This is a genomic window from Mesorhizobium sp. M0960 (assembly GCF_040319055.1).
In the GTDB taxonomy this organism is placed as follows: Bacteria; Pseudomonadota; Alphaproteobacteria; order Rhizobiales; family Rhizobiaceae; genus Mesorhizobium.
The window spans coordinates 31821-49117 of the sequence record NZ_JAMYNN010000016.1; the positions used below are offsets into that span (position 1 = coordinate 31821).

At 63.2% G+C, this 17297-nt stretch carries 13 protein-coding genes and 1 tRNA gene; 7 read left to right on the top strand and 7 right to left on the bottom strand.

Annotated elements, in window-relative coordinates:
* Positions 1-2 precede the first annotated feature (2 nt).
* Positions 3-1169, bottom strand: a complete 1167-nt coding sequence (locus NKH63_RS24030; protein ID WP_352483649.1) for an acetyl-CoA acetyltransferase — start codon at positions 1167-1169, stop codon at positions 3-5.
* Here NKH63_RS24030 and NKH63_RS24035 point away from each other — a divergent pair.
* The 6 genes from NKH63_RS24035 to betB are packed head-to-tail and all read left to right on the top strand — an operon-like array spanning position 1168 to position 7691.
* Positions 1168-1347, top strand: coding sequence for a hypothetical protein (locus tag NKH63_RS24035; RefSeq protein ID WP_352483650.1), 180 nt, complete (start codon positions 1168-1170; stop codon positions 1345-1347). The genes NKH63_RS24030 and NKH63_RS24035 overlap by 2 nt on opposite strands.
* Before the next feature lie 43 nt (positions 1348-1390).
* A complete protein-coding gene (gene betI, locus NKH63_RS24040; RefSeq protein WP_023718431.1) occupies positions 1391-1981 on the top strand; it encodes a choline-binding transcriptional repressor BetI in 591 nt (196 codons plus the stop codon).
* Positions 1978-3507: a choline-sulfatase gene (betC, locus tag NKH63_RS24045; protein WP_023718432.1), complete on the top strand. Its 1530-nt coding sequence runs from the start codon at positions 1978-1980 to the stop codon at positions 3505-3507. The genes betI and betC overlap by 4 nt, the downstream gene beginning before the upstream one ends.
* Positions 3507-4514, top strand: a complete 1008-nt coding sequence (locus NKH63_RS24050; RefSeq protein WP_023718433.1) for a threonine/serine dehydratase family protein — start codon at positions 3507-3509, stop codon at positions 4512-4514. The genes betC and NKH63_RS24050 overlap by 1 nt, the downstream gene beginning before the upstream one ends.
* 3 nt (positions 4515-4517) lie before the next feature.
* Complete coding sequence (gene betA / locus NKH63_RS24055; protein WP_023718434.1) at positions 4518-6170, top strand: choline dehydrogenase; 1653 nt, start codon at positions 4518-4520, stop codon at positions 6168-6170.
* A gap of 57 nt (positions 6171-6227) precedes the next feature.
* Positions 6228-7691, top strand: coding sequence for a betaine-aldehyde dehydrogenase (betB, locus tag NKH63_RS24060; protein WP_023718435.1), 1464 nt, complete (start codon positions 6228-6230; stop codon positions 7689-7691).
* Here betB and NKH63_RS24065 read toward each other — a convergent pair.
* Entirely contained in the window at positions 7655-9925 is a 2271-nt protein-coding gene (locus NKH63_RS24065) for an AGE family epimerase/isomerase (protein WP_023718436.1), read from the bottom strand. The two genes, betB and NKH63_RS24065, sit on opposite strands and share 37 nt — an antisense overlap.
* Positions 9926-9940: 15 nt before the next feature.
* A complete protein-coding gene (locus NKH63_RS24070) occupies positions 9941-11455 on the bottom strand; it encodes a phosphomannomutase/phosphoglucomutase (protein ID WP_502896356.1) in 1515 nt (504 codons plus the stop codon).
* A gap of 205 nt (positions 11456-11660) precedes the next feature.
* On the opposite strand from NKH63_RS24070, the gene NKH63_RS24075 reads away from it, so the two are divergent.
* Positions 11661-11737, top strand: a tRNA-Pro gene (locus NKH63_RS24075).
* 70 nt (positions 11738-11807) lie between these two features.
* Here the strand turns inward: NKH63_RS24075 and NKH63_RS24080 are convergent.
* From NKH63_RS24080 to NKH63_RS24095, 4 genes are all read right to left on the bottom strand, one after another.
* A complete protein-coding gene (locus NKH63_RS24080; protein ID WP_023718438.1) occupies positions 11808-13427 on the bottom strand; it encodes an ABC transporter ATP-binding protein in 1620 nt (539 codons plus the stop codon).
* A 1-nt stretch (position 13428) separates the two neighbouring features.
* A complete protein-coding gene (locus NKH63_RS24085) occupies positions 13429-14547 on the bottom strand; it encodes an ABC transporter permease (protein ID WP_023718439.1) in 1119 nt (372 codons plus the stop codon).
* Positions 14540-15463 carry an ABC transporter permease subunit gene (locus NKH63_RS24090; RefSeq protein WP_023718440.1) on the bottom strand — a complete coding sequence of 308 codons (924 nt, stop codon included), beginning with the start codon at positions 15461-15463 and terminating at the stop codon, positions 14540-14542. The genes NKH63_RS24085 and NKH63_RS24090 overlap by 8 nt, the downstream gene beginning before the upstream one ends.
* Positions 15464-15629: 166 nt before the next feature.
* A complete protein-coding gene (locus tag NKH63_RS24095; protein WP_023718441.1) occupies positions 15630-17222 on the bottom strand; it encodes a peptide ABC transporter substrate-binding protein in 1593 nt (530 codons plus the stop codon).
* Between the last annotated feature and the right edge of the window lie 75 nt (positions 17223-17297).

Sequence of the window (17297 nt, forward strand, 5' to 3'; positions counted from 1 at the left end):
TTTTATCTGATCCGGTCGAGAATGGAAACGTAGTTGGCGACCGCCGCGCCGCCCATGTTGAAGATGCCGCCGAGCTTTGCTCCCGGCACCTGGATTCCGCCCGCCTCGCCGACGAGTTGCATGGCGGTAAGCACATGCATCGATACGCCGGTGGCACCGATCGGGTGGCCCTTGGCCTTCAGCCCGCCGGACGGATTGACCGGCAGCCTTCCGTCTTTCGCCGTATCGCCATCCAAGGCCAGCTTGGCGCCCTCGCCCGGCTTGGCCAGGCCCATCGCCTCATACTCGATCAGCTCGGCGATGGTGAAACAGTCATGCGTCTCGACGAAGGACAGGTCGCCGAGCGTCACGCCGGCCTGCTTCAGCGCCTGATTCCAGGCCTGCTCGCAACCTTCGAACGCGAGGATGTCGCGCTTCGACATCGGCAGGAAATCCTGCACATGCTCATTGGCGCGGAAGGCGACGGCGCGGCGCATCTTCAGCGCCGTCGCCGTGTCGGCGAGGACAAGGGCGGCGGCGCCGTCCGAAACCAGCGAGCAGTCTGTGCGCTTCAGCGGACCGGCGACGAAGGGGTTTTTTTCGCTTTCCTGCCGGCAGAACTCGTAGCCGAAATCCTTGCGCATCTGCGCGTAGGGATTGTCGACGCCGTTCTTATGGTTCTTGGCGGCGATCATCGCCAGCGCATCCGACTGGTCGCCGTAGCGCTGGAAATAGGCTTGAGCGATCTTGCCGAAGACGCCAGCGAAGCCTGCCGGCGTGTCACCATCCTCCGGCAGATACGAGGCCTTGAGCAGGTTCTTGCCGATCTCAGGACCGGGCGTCGTCGTCATCTGCTCGGCGCCGACCACCAGCACGATACGGGCGGCATTTGCGTCGATGGCGCGGATGCCTTGCCTGACCGCCGCCGAGCCGGTGGCGCAGGCGTTCTCGACGCGGGTCGCCGGCTTGAAGCGCAGCCGGTCGTCTGCCTGGAGGACCAGGCTCGCGGTGAAATCCTGGGCGGAAAACCCGGCGTTGAAGTGGCCGAGCACGATCTCGTCGACGTCATCTGGACCGATGCCGGCATGATCGAGCGCCTCGACCGCCACCTTGGTGATCAGGCCCTCCAGCGTCTCGCCTTCGAGCTTGCCGAAGCGCGAATGCGCCCAACCGACGATGCATGCTGTCATGGCGATCTCCATCCTGCAGGCCCGGCTGCGCGATGTCGCGGCCGCTCGGCATTGTTCAAGGATGAACCGTTCCGCCGGTTTCGTGAAGGGGCCAGAACCGCACAATCGCTTGATCTTGATATCTGGTCATAACGCCTGGCATTTGCCAGCAAATCAGGCTGAATTTTTTGTTGATTGATGCGTCAATAAAAAATAAACTTACCCAACAGGCCGGAGCAAGAATGCCGAAACTCGGAATGGAGCCGTTGCGCCGCAAGGCGCTCATCGACGCAACGATCTCGGCGATCGGCGAGCGCGGTTCGCTTGATGTCACGATGTCGGAAATCGCCGGGCGCGCCGGCGTGTCCTCGGCGCTTGCCCACCATTATTTCGGCGCCAAGGACGAATTGCTGTTGGCGACGATGCGGCACATCCTGAGCGGGCTCACCGCCGATACGCGGCGCGCGCTTCGCACGGCCGGCACGGCGCGCCAGCGCGTCTCGGCAGTGGTCGCGGTCAATTTCTCCGACGTCCAGTTCCAGCCGGAAACGATCGCCGCCTGGCTCGCCTTCTATGTCGAGGCGCAGAAATCGGCAGCACTTCGCCGGCTGCTCAAGGTCTATGCACGGCGGCTGCATTCCAATCTGCTTAGCGGGCTGACCGGTATCCTGCCGAGAAGCGAGGCCGACCGGGTTGCCGAAGCGACGGCGGCGCTGATCGACGGGCTCTATATCAGGCGCGCGCTGAAGGACGGCGTGCCCGATGCCGCGACCGCGATCGCACTGGTTGAGGACTATCTCGAAATGAAGCTTAGCGGACGGCAGAAGCAGTGACATCCAAGCGACCCAACATCCTGATCGTCATGGTCGATCAGCTCAACGGAACGCTGTTTCCAGACGGGCCGGCAGACTTCCTGCACGCGCCACATCTGAAGGCGCTCGCCGCGCGTTCGGCGCGTTTTTGCAACAACTACACCGCCTCGCCGCTCTGCGCGCCGGGCCGCGCCGCATTCATGAGCGGCCAATTGCCGTCACGCACCGGGGTCTATGACAACGCCGCCGAATTCACCTCGTCGATCCCGACCTTTGCCCATCATCTGCGCGCCGCCGGCTATCACACCTGCCTCTCTGGCAAGATGCATTTCGTCGGGCCGGACCAGTTGCACGGCTTCGAGGAACGGCTGACCACCGACATCTATCCGGCCGATTTCGGCTGGACGCCGGACTATCGCAAGCCCGGCGAGCGGATCGACTGGTGGTATCACAATCTGGGCTCAGTGAGCGGTGCCGGAACTGCCGAAATCACCAACCAGCTGGAGTATGACGACGAGGTCGCCTTCCATGCGGTGCAGAAGCTCTACGATCTTGCCCGCGTCTCCGACGACGTCGCACATCGGCCCTGGTGCTTGACGGTTTCCTTCACCCATCCGCACGATCCCTACGTCGCACGGCGGCGCTACTGGGACCTCTACGAGGATTGCCCGGCGCTCGAGCCCGAGATCGGCTTCATTCCCTACGACAGGCAGGACCCGCATTCGCAGCGGCTCTACCGCGCCAGCGACTATGATAGCTTTGACATCACCGCGGAGCAGATCCGCCGCGCGCGGCGCGGCTATTTCGCCAATATCTCCTATCTCGACGACAAGCTCGGCGAGTTGCTGTCGGTGCTCGAGCGCACGCACATGCTCGACGACACGGTCATCCTGTTCTGCTCGGACCACGGCGACATGCTCGGCGAGCGCGGCCTATGGTTCAAGATGTGCTTCTTCGAAGGTTCGGCGCGGGTGCCGCTGATGATCGCCGGCAAGAGCATACGCACCGGGCTGATCGACACGCCGGTCTCCAACCTCGACGTGACGCCGACGCTTTGCGATCTCGCCGGCATCGACATCAGCGCGATTGCGCCGTGGACCGACGGCCAGTCGCTACTGCCGCTGCTGAACGGAAGGAAACGCTCCGCGCCGGTGCTGATGGAATATGCAGCCGAAGGCTCGAACGCGCCGATGGTGGCGATGCGCGAGGGCCGCTACAAATTCATCCATTGCGAGATCGATCCGCCGCAACTGTTTGATCTTGAATCGGATCCGCTGGAATTGACCAACCTCGCCGCCGATCCGGCCAATGCGGCTTTGGTCGCGGCTTTCACCGGCAAGGTGCGGGAGCGCTGGGACATGGCGGCGTTCGATGCCGCGGTGCGTGCCAGCCAGGCACGCCGCTGGGTGGTCTACCCGGCGCTGCGCAACGGCACCCACTACCCTTGGGAATTCCAGCCGCTGCAGAAAGCATCGGAGCGCTACATGCGCAATCACATGAACCTCGACCTGCTCGAAGAGCAGAAGCGCTTTCCGCGAGGCAAATGATGGCAGACAGTCTCGTCCCCTCGCTCGACCATCTCAGGCAGGCCTATGCCGCCACCTCCAAGGCGACGCAGATCACGCCGCTGCTGGAATCGGCGGCACTCGCCCGCGAGACCGGCGCCGCCCGCTTCTTCGTCAAGGCCGAGTCGCTGCAATGGGCAGGATCGTTCAAGGTGCGCGGCGCCTACTGGCGGCTGAAGCGGCTGTCGCCTGACGAAGCCAAAAAGGGCGTCGTCGCCTATTCCTCCGGCAATTTCGCGCAAGGGCTGGCGGCGGCGGGCCAGGCGCTCGGCATTCCTGTCACCATCGTCATGCCGATCGACGCGCCGGCCGCCAAGCGCGACGCCACATCGGGCTACGGCGCGCACGTCGTGCTGACCGACCATGGCGAGCGCGCGCGTGAGGAAGTCGCTGCCGCCAGGGCGCGCGAGATCGCCGCGAGCGAAGGCCTGGCGCTGCTGCACCCGTTCGACGATCCGGAGATCGTCGCCGGCCAGGCCGGTGCCGGGCTGGAGGCACTCGACCAGCTCGCCGCCAGGCAAACCGAGGCCGATCTCTTGTTCTGCTCGGTCGGCGGCGGCGGCCTGATCGGCGGTGTTTCGCTGGCCTTCCACTACCTGTCGCCAGCCACGAAGATCATCGGCGTCGAGCCGGAAGGTTTTGACGGCATGGGCTCGTCGCTGGCACATGGCGCCATCGAAACCATGCCGATCGGGCCGAAATCGATCTGCGACGGGCTGATGTCGCGGCGGCCTGGCGACGCGCCGTTCGCAGCGGTGAAGACCGCCGGCGTTCGCGGCGTCACCGTCGACGATGCTTCGGTGCGGCGCGCTATGCGGATCGCCTTCGAGCGGCTGAAGCTGGTGCTCGAGCCTTCGGGCGCTGCTTCACTCGCGGCGTTGCTCGGCGGCAAGGTCGACGTGACCGGCAAGACCGTTCTCGTAGTGGCAACCGGCGGCAACGTCTCGCTGGCCGATTTCATTGCGCATATGAACCATGGGCGCGCATGAACCATGCTTGAAGCGGATTTCGTCATCATCGGCTCCGGCTCGGCCGGCTCGGCCATGGCCTACCGGCTGTCGGAGGACGGCAAGCATTCGGTGATCGTCATCGAATATGGCGGCAGCGATATCGGGCCGCTGATCCAGATGCCGTCGGCGCTGTCGATCCCGCTCAACATGAGCCTCTACGACTGGGGCTTTGCCAGCGAGCCGGAGCCGCATCTCGGCGGCCGCGTGCTGGCAACGCCTCGCGGCAAGGTCATCGGCGGCTCATCCTCGATCAACGGCATGGTCTATGTGCGCGGCCATGCCCGCGACTTCGACCATTGGGCCGAACAGGGCGCGGCCGGCTGGGGCTTCGCAGACGTGCTCCCGTACTTCAAGCGAATGGAGGACAGCAATGGCGGCGAGAATGGCTGGCGCGGCCATGGCGGCCCGCTGACTGTGCAGCGCGGCTCGCGGACCAATCCACTCTACGGCGCCTTTGTCGAGGCAGGCCGTCAGGCCGGTTTCGAGCTAACCGATGATTACAATGGCGCGAAGCAGGAAGGTTTTGGGCCGATGGAGCAGACCATTCGTGGCGGTCGCCGCTGGTCGGCGGCGAGCGCCTATCTCAGGCCGGCACTCAGGCGGAAAAATGTCAGCTTGGTCAAGGGGTTCGCCCGACGGGTAATCATCGAGAATCAACGCGCCACCGGAGTCGAGATCGAAGCGCGCAAGCGGATTCAGGTGATCAGAGCGCGGCGTGAGGTGATCGTTGCCGCGTCCTCGATCAACTCGCCCAAGATCCTGATGCTGTCCGGCATCGGCCCCGGCCAGCACCTCAAAGAGAACGGCATTCCGGTGATTGTCGACCGGCCCGGCGTCGGCCGCAATCTGCAGGACCACATGGAACTCTACATCCAGCAGGAATCGACAAAGCCGATCACGCTGAACTCCATCTTGAACCCGTTCTCGAAGGCATTGATCGGCGCGCAGTGGCTGTTCTTCAAGTCCGGCCTCGGCGCCACCAATCATTTCGAGGCGGCCGCCTTTGTGCGCTCGCGCGCCGGCGTCGATTATCCCGATATCCAGTATCACTTCATACCGGCAGCAGTCCGCTATGACGGCAAGGCGGCGGCGAAGGCGCATGGCTTCCAGGCGCATGTCGGGCCGATGCGGTCGAAGTCGCGCGGTTCGGTCACGCTGCGCTCGCCCGATCCCAAATCGAAGCCGGTGATCCGCTTCAACTACATGTCGCATCCGGACGACTGGACGGAGTTCCGCCACTGCATCCGGCTGACCCGTGAGATCTTCGGGCAAGCGGCCTTCGATCCTTACCGCGGCAAGGAACTGTCGCCGGGTTCGCACGTACAATCGGACGACGAGCTCGACGCCTTCATCCGCGACCACGCCGAAAGCGCCTATCACCCTTGCGGCACCTGCAAGATGGGCCGTGCCGACGATGCGATGAGCGTCGTCGATCCGGAATGCCGCGTCATCGGCGTCGAAGGGCTGCGGGTCGCCGATTCCTCGATCTTCCCGCGCGTCACCAATGGCAATCTCAACGCGCCGTCGATCATGACTGGCGAGAAGGCCGCCGACCACGTTCTCGGGCGCTCGCCGCTGGCGCCGTCCAACCAGGAACCATGGATCAATCCGCGCTGGCAGGCGTCGGACAGATAGGCCATGATCCGGCGGACGCACATTCCGCCTGCCGCGAAAGACGATTGGAGAACAGTCATGCGCGCCCAGCCAACGGCATCGCATTATGTCAACGGCCGCTATATCGACGACGAGCGCGGCGCGCCGCTGCCGGTCATCTATCCGGCGACCGGCGAGACCATTGCCATGCTGCGCTCGGCGACGCCGAACGTGCTTGAACTCGCGATCGAAGCCGCGCGTGCGGCACAGCCGGCCTGGGCACGGCTGAAGCCGGTCGAGCGCGGCCGCATACTGCGCCGTGCCGCCGACATTTTGCGCGCCCGCAATGCCGATTTGGCGCGTATCGAGACGCTCGACACCGGCAAGCCGATCCAGGAGACGCTGGTTGCGGACGCCCCTTCGGCGGCGGATTGCCTCGAATATTTCGGCGGCGCGGTCGCCGCCTTTAATGGCGAGGCCGTCGATCTCGGCGGTCCCTTTGCCTATACCAGGCGCGAGGCGCTCGGCGTCTGCGTCGGCATCGGCGCGTGGAACTACCCGATCCAGATCGCCGGCTGGAAATCCGCACCCGCCCTCGCCATGGGCAATGCGATGGTGTTCAAACCGTCGGAAAACACGCCGCTTTCAGCGCTGGCGCTCGCCGAAATCTACACCGAGGCCGGGCTGCCCGACGGGCTGTTCAATGTCGTGCAAGGTTTTGGCGATGTCGGCGCCGGCCTTGTCGGCCATGAGGTCGTCGCCAAAGTCTCGGTGACCGGCTCAGTGCCGACCGGCCGCAAGGTGCTGTCGCTCGCCGGCTCGAAGATGAAGCACGCGACGATGGAGCTCGGCGGCAAGTCGCCGCTGATCGTCTTCGAAGACGCCAACCTCGAAAACGCCATCGGCGGCGCGATGCTCGGCAATTTCTATTCGACCGGTCAGATCTGCTCCAACGGCACACGGGTCTTCGTGCAGCGCAGCATCCATGACCGTTTCGTCGAAAGGCTGACCGAGCGGACCAAGAAAATCCGCATCGGCGACCCGCTCGACCAGGACACGCAGATGGGGCCGCTGGTCTCGAAGGCGCAGCACGACAAGGTCGTCTCATACATCGAGGCCGGCAAGCAGGATGGTGCGGTGCTCGCCTGCGGCGGCAATGTGCCTTCGCTGCAGGGTTTTCAGGGCGGCTTCTTCGTCGAGCCGACGGTGTTCACCGGTGTCACCGACACGATGCGCATCGCCCGCGAGGAGATTTTCGGGCCTGTCATGAGCGTGCTGAAGTTCGACAGCGAGGACGAGGTGATCGAGCGCGCCAACGACACCGAATTCGGCCTCGCTGCAGGCGTGTTCACGCGCGACCTGGCGCGCGCCCACCGTGTCATCGCCGAATTGCAGGCCGGCACCTGCTGGATCAACGCCTACAATCTGACGCCGGTCGAAATCCCGTTCGGCGGCTTCAAGCAGTCCGGCATCGGCCGCGAGAATTCGCTCGCGGCATTGGCACTCTATTCGCAGCTAAAGTCGGTCTACGTCGAGACCGGTGATGTCGCCAGCCCGTACTGATCCTTGCGGGCCGTACCGTCCAGATACTGCGTCAGCGCACAGACCAGATGGTAGAAGATGCTGGCCGGCACCTCGCTTGCCAGCGAGCGGCCACGCTCGTCGATGCGGTCGATCCACAGGCCGAGCGGTGCCGGATTGATGTGCCAGCGGAACAGCCGGCCGACACGCGCCTCGATTTCCGGCTTCAGGTCGGGACCGCCCGAGCCGTCCAGCGCGATCGCTGCCTTGATTGCTTCGGCCTGCGGCCAACTGCGCGAGACGCGGTCGAGCGGCAGCCCTTGCCGCGAGACGGCGCCGTAGGCGAGGCCTGTGGCGCGGTTCAGGCCATTGGCAATCGCCGACGCGTAGAGTTTCCTGGCGAGGCCGGTCAAGCCGCTTTGGCCGCTGCGGCCCGCGAAGTCGACCAGCAGCGAGGCCCATTCGAAATGATGGCCCGGTTCGGTCCACGTGCCTTTCTCGCCAGGGGCTGGCCGCCATTCATTGTCGAAATACTCACCCAGCGTCCAGCTTTCCGGGTCGAAGAAATGGCTGCGGAACAGATCGACGATGCGCGCGGCGCGGCGAAGATAGGCGCGCTCGCCGGTCGCCTGATGCCAGGCCAAAAACGCCTCGAGCAGATGCATGTGCGGGTTGGAGCGGCGTTCGCCCTCGCCGCTCGAGGTCTCGCGGAAGCCGGTCAGGCGTTCGTCCTCGAGATGCGCGTCGATGAACGCAAAGGTCTCCTCGCCAAGCCGCAATGCATCCGGATTGCCGCACATATGGGCATGCGCCAGCGCCAGAAGCACGCAGGAATGGTCATAGGCATCCTCGGCGGCATCGGCGACGGTGCCGTCGACGTTGAGCGTGCGCACCCAGCCGCCATTATCGGTGCGGCCGTTCCTGGCCATGAATTCGAGGCCGTGGCTAATCAGCCGATCGGCCGGGCCGTTCCAGCCGCGCGCCTTGGCGACGGCGAAGGCATAGATCTGCCTGGCCTGCGTGCGCATGCGCTTGGGTTTCATCAGCGGGGTGGCGTCGAAACCGAGCGCCTCATGGAACCCGCCATGGCGCTCATCGACGCCGATCGTCGACCACAGCGGCACCGTCTCCTCGAACAGCCAATGGTGCACGCGGCGTTGCCAGGCGCCGCTTTCGATGACGCGATCGTCGGCGGGCGTGAACCTGGTCTCCAGGCGGCCGCTCTTTTCGAGCTGCTCGACGATCTTCTTGACGTTCTGGCTGTGGCTGACCGGCGCGACGAAAGTGGCGTCGGCGGTCGAGACGATGGCGACGTCCTTCAGGCCAATGGCCGACAGCAGGCGGCCGTCGCTGCGGATATAGGAGTTCTCGCAATCGATGGCGACGACGTCGCCGACAATGACGTTGCCCTGCTTGTCGGACGGCCCGACATCGAGCAGCGATTGCCAGGAACCGAGATCGTTCCAGCGAAAGCCGGCCGGCACCATGGCGATGCCGCTGGCGCGCTCCATGATCGCATAGTCGATCGATGTCGAAGGGATGGCGGCATAGAGCTCCAGAGGCATGTAGAGGCCGGAAAGATCCGATGTCGCAGCCTGGTAGGCAGCCTCTGTGGCGCTCCAGATGTCTGGCTGGAAAGCCATGAACGCGTCGCGCATGGCACTGGCGCGAAACAGGAAGATGCCGGTGTTCCAGTAGAAATTGCCGGCCTCAAGATAGCTCTGCGCGGTGGCGAGATCGGGTTTTTCGACGAAACGCGAGACATCGCAGATGCCATCGCGCTCGCCGGCCACCTCGATGTAGCCATACCCGGTCTCCGGTTGGGTGGGCTTGATGCCGAACACCACCAGCCTGCCTTCGCGCGCCGCCGCCGTGCCGGCCTCGACGCTCCGCCAGAATTGCTGCGCGGTCGCGATCTCATGGTCGGACGGCACCACCAGCACCAGGCTGTCGCCGAATTCGGACAAAGTGCGCAGGCTTGCCAAAGCGACGGCCGCGGCAGTGTTGCGTCCGGTCGGCTCGAACAGCGGGCCGCCGCCGGAAAGCTCGTGGCCGGCAATGTCGGCATGAACGCGGTCGGCGTGCCTTTCCGAGGCAATCAGGAAAACCGGCGTTTCGCCTTCCGGCCGCGCAGTCAGCCGGCGTAGCGTCTTGGCCAGCATCGAGCCGTCGCCGGAGAAATCATGGAACTGCTTGGGATTGTCCTCGCGCGACAGCGGCCACAGCCGCGAGCCGATGCCGCCGCTCATCACAAAACTGACGATCCGTTCGGTCATGAAAATAAGTCCCGCTCAAAAGGTCTGATTGTAGGCGCCGACTTCCGGGCTGCGGCGCAGCACCGCGTCGACGGCTTCGAACATCTGGCGACGCCGCTCGGACGATACCGGGCTTTCGACCACCACCACAAGCTCCGGCTTGTTCGATGATGCCCGCACCAGCCCCCAAGTACCATCCTCCGCCACGACCCTGACGCCGTTGACGGTGATCAGCTCGGCGATCTTCTGGCCGGCGAAGACTGCGCCCTCGTCCTTCATCTTGCGAACATCGCCTACGACCCGCTCGACGACGCCGTATTTGAGCTCGTCGGCGCAGTGTGGCGACATGGTCGGCGTGCCGAACGTCAGCGGCAGATCGCGGTAGAGGTCGGCCATGCTGCTTTGCGGGCTGCGATCCAGCATCTGGCATATAGCAATGGCCGTGACCAGGCCATCGTCATAACCGCGGCCAATCGGCGGATTGAAGAAGAAGTGGCCCGATTTCTCAAAACCGGCGACAGCGCCGAGTTCGGCGACGCGCCGTTTGATGTAGGAATGACCGGTTTTCCAATAGTCGGTGACCGCGCCATTTTCCCGCAACACCTTGTCGGTCATGAACAATCCGGTCGACTTGACGTCGACGACGAAAGTCGAGCCGGGATAGAGGTGTGAGATGTCGCGCGCAAGCATGACGCCGACCTTGTCGGCGAAGATCTCGTTGCCTTCATTGTCGACCACGCCGCAGCGGTCGCCGTCGCCGTCGAAGCCGAGCCCAACATCGGCGCCAGTTTCCAGCACCTTGTCGCGAATGGCGTGCAGCATCTTCATGTCTTCGGGGTTGGGATTGTAATTCGGAAACGCATGATCGAGCGCGACGTCGAGCGGAATCACCTCGCAGCCGATCCTTTTCAGTGCCTCGGGAGCGAAAGCCCCGGCGGTGCCGTTGCCGCAGGCGGCCACCACCTTGAGCTTCCTCGAGATACGCTTTCCCGCTGTCAGATCGTCGAGGTAGGTTTTGCGGAAATCCGCAACGAAGTCATAGGAGCCGCCACCGACAAGGTCGAAATCGCCTGAGAGCACGATCGCCTTCAGCGCGCTCATCTCCTCCGTACCAAAAGTCAGCGGGCGCGCCGCGCCCATCTTGACGCCGGTCCAGCCATTCTCGTTATGCGAGGCGGTGACCATGGCGACGGACGGCGTGTCGAGCGCGAATTGGGCGAAATAGGCCATCGGCGACAAGGCCAGCCCGACATCCTTGACCCGCGCGCCGGCGGCCATCAGCCCGGAAACCAGCGCCAGCTTGATGGCAAGCGAATAAGAGCGGAAATCGTGACCGGTGACGATGTCGGGTCCGGCACCCAGACGGCGGATCAGCGTGCCGAGCCCCATGCCGAGCGCCTGGACGCCGATCAGATTGAGCTCCGGCGGCTCGTTCGAACCGGGATGGCCAAACCACCAGCGCGCATCATATTCGCGAAACCCGGATGGCTTGATCAACGCCGAGGTTTCGAACTCAAAAGTGTTTGGTTTGACATCGCTAACGATCTTCATCGACAAGGCTGCAACTCCAGGCGGCTGAATCAGATGCTTCGAGGCAAGTGGACGGTTACCTAGAAGCCCCTTTAAGCCGTGTTTGTGCGACAGGAAACTGAAACCTGTATGACGTAGCGGCTAAAGCGAAAGAAATGCGACGGAAGCGCTGCCATTGGCGCTTGCAGTAACCAAATGCGGCGGCTATAAGCCCGCGGTCTGGTCACGGAGTGTAGCGCAGCCTGGTAGCGCACATCGTTCGGGACGATGGGGTCGCAGGTTCAAATCCTGCCACTCCGACCAGAAAAAACAGCGGCTTAGCTGTTCTTGTTCCCGAAACAACCACCTTCCGCCGCAGTTCTGACCAATCGCGCTATGCGCTCAGGCGAAATCGCGTCACATCGATGGCCGCGGCCATCAGTGTCTGCGTATAGGTTGCCTGCGGATTGCTGAAGATCGCCTCGGACGGCCCCTCCTCGACGATCTTGCCCTGCTTCATGACGATGATGTAGTCGGCCATGGCGCGCACGACCGCGAGATCGTGGCTGATGAACAGATAGGACAGTTCGTGGTCGGCCTGCAGCTTGCGCAGCAATTCGACGATCTGCTTCTGCACGGAGCGGTCCAGCGCCGAGGTCGGCTCGTCCAGCACCACCACTTTCGGCTTCAGTATCATGGCGCGCGCAATGGCGATGCGCTGCCGCTGACCACCGGAGAATTCGTGCGGATAGCGGTTGCGCGTGTTCGGGTCGAGCCCGACTTCGAGCAAGGCATCGACGGCGCGGAGATCGCGCTGCCTGCCCGACAGATTGGGCTCGTGGACCAGGAGCCCTTCGGTGATGATCTGGCCGACGGTCATGCGCGGCGACAGCGAGCCGAACGGGTCCTGGAAGACCAGCTGCAATTCGCGCCGCAGCGGCCGCATCGCCTGGCGGTCGGCGTGGGAGATGTCGCGGTCGCCAAGCCGGATGATGCCGTCGCTGGGCAGGAGCCGCAGCAAGGCGCGGCCGAGCGTCGACTTTCCCGAACCGGATTCGCCGACGATGCCGATGGTCTGGTTGCGCTTCAGCCGGATCGAAATGCTATCGACAGCGCGCAATATCAGCGGTTCTCCACCAAGAAAGCCGCCGCCGATCTTGAAGGTCACTTCGACGTTCCTGCCTTCGAGCAGGACGGGGGCATTCGGAGGCGGCGGGGCCTTGGTGCCGGTCGGCTCGGCGGCAAGCAACATCTTGGTGTAGGCGTGCTGCGGGTTGACGAAGATTGCTTCCGCCTCGCCCTCCTCGACGACCTCGCCATAGCGCATCACATAGACCCGGTCGGCAAAGCGCCTGACGATTCCGAGATCGTGGGTGATGAAGACGATCGCCATGCCGAGCTTGCGCTGCAGTTCGGCGAGCAGCATGAGGATCTGCGCCTGGATGGTCACGTCGAGCGCCGTCGTCGGCTCGTCGGCGATCAATATGTCGGGGTCATTGGCCAGCGCCATGGCAATCATGACGCGCTGGCGCTGACCGCCCGACATCTCGTGCGGATAGGATTTCATCCGCCGCTCCGGATCTGGAATATGGACCAGCCGCAGCAGCTTGAGCGCCTCTTCGCGCGCCTCGGCGGCGCCAAGCCCGCGATGCTTGCGGATCGGTTCGATCAACTGGCTACCGATCGAATAGAGCGGGTCGAGCGAAGTCATCGGCTCCTGGAAGATCATGCTGATCTTGCGGCCGCGGATCTTGTTGAGCTCGGGCTTGCTCAGGGTCAAAAGATTGCGGCCGCGGTAGTCGACGCTCCCGGTGGCTTCGCCGTTCGAGGCCAGCAGGCTCATCGCCGCCATCATCGTCTGGCTCTTGCCGGAGCCGGATTCGCCGACGACGGCTACCGTCTCGCCTGATTTAACATGGATATTGATGCCCTTCACCGCCTCCACCACGCCGTCGAGCGTGCGGAAGCGGACGCGAAGATCCTTGACGCTGAGAATGGTTTCGGAAGCAGCCATCTCAACGATCCCTCGGGTCGAGCGCGTCGCGCAGCCCATCGCCGACGAAATTCAGCGCGAACAATGTCGAGACGAGAAAGAAGGCCGGGAACAAAAGCAGCCAGTTGGCCGAGCCGATATTCTGGGCGCCGACCGAAATCAGCACGCCCCAGCTGGTCATCGGCTCCTGGACGCCGAGCCCGAGGAACGACAAAAAACTCTCCAGGATGATGACCTGCGGCACCAGCAGCGTCATGTAGATCACCACCGGCCCGAGCAAATTGGGGATCACATGGCGCAGCAGAATGCCGCGCTGCCCGACGCCCATCGCCTCCGCCGCCTGGACATATTCCTGCCGGCGGATCGATAGCGCCTGTCCGCGCACGATGCGCGCCATGTCGAGCCACAGCACGGCGCCGACGGCCAGGAACATCAGCACGAAGTTCCTGCCGAAGAACACCACCAGCATGATGACGAAGAAGATGAACGGCAAAGAATAAAGCACGTCGACGATACGCATCATCACCTCGTCGACCCTGCCGCCGGCAAAGCCGGCGGTGGCGCCATAGAGCACGCCGATCACCACCGCCACAATGCCGGCAAGCAGGCCGATGGCCAGCGATATGCGCCCGGCCATCAGCGTTCGCGACAGGAGATCGCGGCCGGTATTGTCGGTGCCGAACAGGAAATATTGCTGCTTGATCGATGCACTCATCACCATTTCGAGACCGTCCGGCGATTTGCTCTCGATCTTTGTGTCATCGAAGGTATCGGAACGATCAAGGTAGCGAATGTTGCGGTCGTCGATCGGCTTGGACGATCTGACGGTAACGAACACACGGCTGCCCTCCTGCCGCCACTCCTTGATGTCGACGCGCATACGCCTGATCGCCTCGTCGAGAGCGCCTTCGATCATGTCGGCCTTTGGATAGGCGGAGAAGCTCGGCGGCGTGCGGACATAGTCGCCATAGATGGTGGTGTATTGGTGCGGCACGAAAGAGGGTCCAAACACGCTGATGACGGCGATGAAGGCAAGATAATAGAGGCTGAACATGGCCGCGCGGTTGGCCTTGAGGCGCGCCCACGCATCCCCCCACAGGGATCGGCCGACGACCGGTGCTGCAACTGCGATATCAGTCATAGCGCACCCTCGGATCAACGACACCATAGAGGACGTCGACGATCAGGTTGAAGACAATGGTGAAGAGCGCGATGACCACCACCGTCCCCATCACCAGTGTGTAGTCGCGATTGAGTGCGGCAACGACAAAATGGCGGCCGATGCCCGGGATAGAGAAGATGGTCTCGACGATGATCGAGCCGGTGAGAAGGGCTGCGGCCGCCGGACCGGTGAAGGAGACGATCGGCAGGATGGCGCCGCGCAGCGCATGCTTGACGACGACCGACCAGTTCGACAACCCAAGCGCGCGGGCGGTGCGGATGTGATGCGAGTGCAGCGATTCGATCATCGAGCCGCGCATCAATCGAGCGACGATGGCGATCTGCGGCAGAGCGAGCGTCAGCACCGGGCCGACCTTATTGATGACGGCTCCATCGCCCCAGCCGCCGATCGGCAGCAGCTTCCAGGTCAATCCGAATACAAGCTGGATCACCGGAGCGATGACGAAGGTCGGAATGGTGCTGCCGGCGGTCGCCAACGCGATCACCGAATAGTCGGCAAGCTTGTTCTGGTTGAGCGCGGCAACAGTGCCGAGCACGCTGCCGAGAAGCAGCGCCAGAACGAGCGCCGAAGCGCCGAGTTGGATCGAGATAGGCAGGCCTTCCCTGAACAACTCGCCGACGGTGAAATCCGGCATGTTGTAGCTGGGGCCGAAATTGCCGCGCAGAAGATTGCCTAAATAATGGAGGTACTGCAGCCAGAGCGGGTCGTTGAGCCCGAACTGGGCTTCGAGATTGGCCCTGATCTCGGGGCTCAGGCCCCGCTCCTGGTTGAACGGGCCGCCCGGCGCGACGCGTATCAGGAAGAACGCTATGGTCACGATGACGAACAGCGTCGGGATGGCGGTCAGCAGCCGCCGAAATACGTAACGCAGCATCGGTGCCCCGCTTGATCCAGAGCAGCGCGCGTCCAACTGGACGATTGCGCTCTAGCCTTCAAATCTTCGCACCGACATTGTCGAAAATCGAATCCGGTTCCCGGGCCGATGCGATGGCAAACCAGCGCCGCCGCGCATCGAGTTGCGCGGCGGCCTGGCTAAGGGATCAGTCCTTGCTGATGAAGCGGGACGGATGGATGTCCATCACATTGTCGTCGAAGCCGTGCAGCTTCGAGGAAACGATGTCGTGGTAGCTGTAGTAGAGAAGCGGGATGTTACCGACATCGTCGACGAGGATGCGCTCGGCCTTGGCGAGTTCCTTCATGCGCTCTTCGGGCTTGCCGCCGGCGGCGGCGGCCTTGTCCATGGCCTCTTCGTATTTCGGGCTGACGTAGCTCGAATAGTTGTTGCCGCTGGCCTTGCGGGTGATGCCAAGGAAGGTTTCCGGATCCTTGTAGTCGGCGATCCACGCGGCACGCGCCACATCATAGTCGCCCTTCTGCTCAAGGAAGGAGTAGTGGGTCTTGGTATCGGTGTTGAGCAGCGTGACCTCGACGCCAAGCGGCTTCAGCTGTTCCTGGATGGCGACAGCGGTGTTCTTGTGGTTTTCCGAGGTGTTGTAGCGGATCTGCATCTTCAACGGATGCTCGGGCGTATAGCCGAGCTTCTCCAGGATTTTCTTGGCTTCATCCTCGCGGTCGATCTGCGGCATGTCAGCGTATTTGGCCAGTGCCGGCGTGTAGCCCTCGATGCCCGGAGGCACCATCGAATAGCCGGGCAGCATCGAATTCTGCCAGACTTTTTCGGCGAGAAAGTCGCGATCGATCGCCATCGAGATGGCGTTGCGCAGTTCGACATTGTCCCACGGCGCCTTGTCGGTCTTGATCGCATAATAGTAGGTGCCGAGATATGGCCCGACACGGACCTGGTCGCCGAATTTGGACTTGAGATCGGCGAGCTGTTCCGTCGGCAGGTCACCGTAACTGTCGAATTCGCCGGCCTCGAAGCGCTTCATCGCAGACGAGCGATCCTCGGTCGGGATGTAGTTGACCACGTCTAACTTGACGCTGGCGGCGTCCCAGAATTTCGGATTCTTCACCAGCTTGAGATGGTCGTTGGGAATCCACTCCGCCGCTGTAAAGGCCCCGTTGGAGACCAGCTTGCCTGCCTTGATCCAGTCGGCGCCAAGCTTTTCGATGGACGCCTTGTTAACCGGAAAGGTCGCCTGATGGGTCAGCATCTCCAGGAAGTAAGGCGTTGGCGCCTTGAGGGTGACTTCGAGGGTATTTGCGTCAATCGCCTTGACGCCCATATCCTCCGGCTTTCCCTTCTTGGTGTTGACTTCCTCGGCACCCTTCACCGGATAGAGCATGGAAGCGTATTCGGCAGCGGTGGCCGGATCTTCCAGCCGACGGAACGAATAAACGAAGTCGTCCGCCGTCACCGGGCTGCCATCCGACCAGAGGCCGTCCTTGCGCAGCTTGAAGGTGTAGACAGTGCCGTCGTCGGACACCGTCCAGCTTTCGGCTGCGCCCGGAATGAGGTTCGTCTTCTGGTCATGCATGACGAGGCCCTGGAACAGGTCGCGTATGATATCGGCTTCGTAGACCGTCGAGGTCTTGTGCGGATCGAGCGTCTCCGCTTCGGCGGCGGCTCCGCGGTTGTAGACGGTTTCGGCGAAAGCCGGCGTGTAGAACGTACCGGCGGCCAAGACCATGGTCGTGGCGAGTACCGTCGCCTTCAGCACATGTTTCAGCATGGAGTTCTCCCTAATGACGTCGCCCTTCAGCTACGTCTCTAAGTGTTGACGCCCCGAAACCGATTGGCTGGTTCC

Coding starts and splice junctions, on each gene's coding strand:
- NKH63_RS24035 (WP_352483650.1), top strand. CDS start 1,168: ATGGCGATCTCCATCCTGCAGGCCCGGCTGCGCGATGTCGCGGCCGCT.
- NKH63_RS24095 (WP_023718441.1), bottom strand. CDS start 17,222: ATGCTGAAACATGTGCTGAAGGCGACGGTACTCGCCACGACCATGGTC.
- NKH63_RS24030 (WP_352483649.1), bottom strand. CDS start 1,169: ATGACAGCATGCATCGTCGGTTGGGCGCATTCGCGCTTCGGCAAGCTC.
- betB (WP_023718435.1), top strand. CDS start 6,228: ATGCGCGCCCAGCCAACGGCATCGCATTATGTCAACGGCCGCTATATC.
- betA (WP_023718434.1), top strand. CDS start 4,518: ATGCTTGAAGCGGATTTCGTCATCATCGGCTCCGGCTCGGCCGGCTCG.
- NKH63_RS24065 (WP_023718436.1), bottom strand. CDS start 9,925: ATGACCGAACGGATCGTCAGTTTTGTGATGAGCGGCGGCATCGGCTCG.
- NKH63_RS24085 (WP_023718439.1), bottom strand. CDS start 14,547: ATGACTGATATCGCAGTTGCAGCACCGGTCGTCGGCCGATCCCTGTGG.
- NKH63_RS24070 (WP_502896356.1), bottom strand. CDS start 11,455: ATGAAGATCGTTAGCGATGTCAAACCAAACACTTTTGAGTTCGAAACC.
- betI (WP_023718431.1), top strand. CDS start 1,391: ATGCCGAAACTCGGAATGGAGCCGTTGCGCCGCAAGGCGCTCATCGAC.
- NKH63_RS24090 (WP_023718440.1), bottom strand. CDS start 15,463: ATGCTGCGTTACGTATTTCGGCGGCTGCTGACCGCCATCCCGACGCTG.
- NKH63_RS24080 (WP_023718438.1), bottom strand. CDS start 13,427: ATGGCTGCTTCCGAAACCATTCTCAGCGTCAAGGATCTTCGCGTCCGC.
- NKH63_RS24050 (WP_023718433.1), top strand. CDS start 3,507: ATGGCAGACAGTCTCGTCCCCTCGCTCGACCATCTCAGGCAGGCCTAT.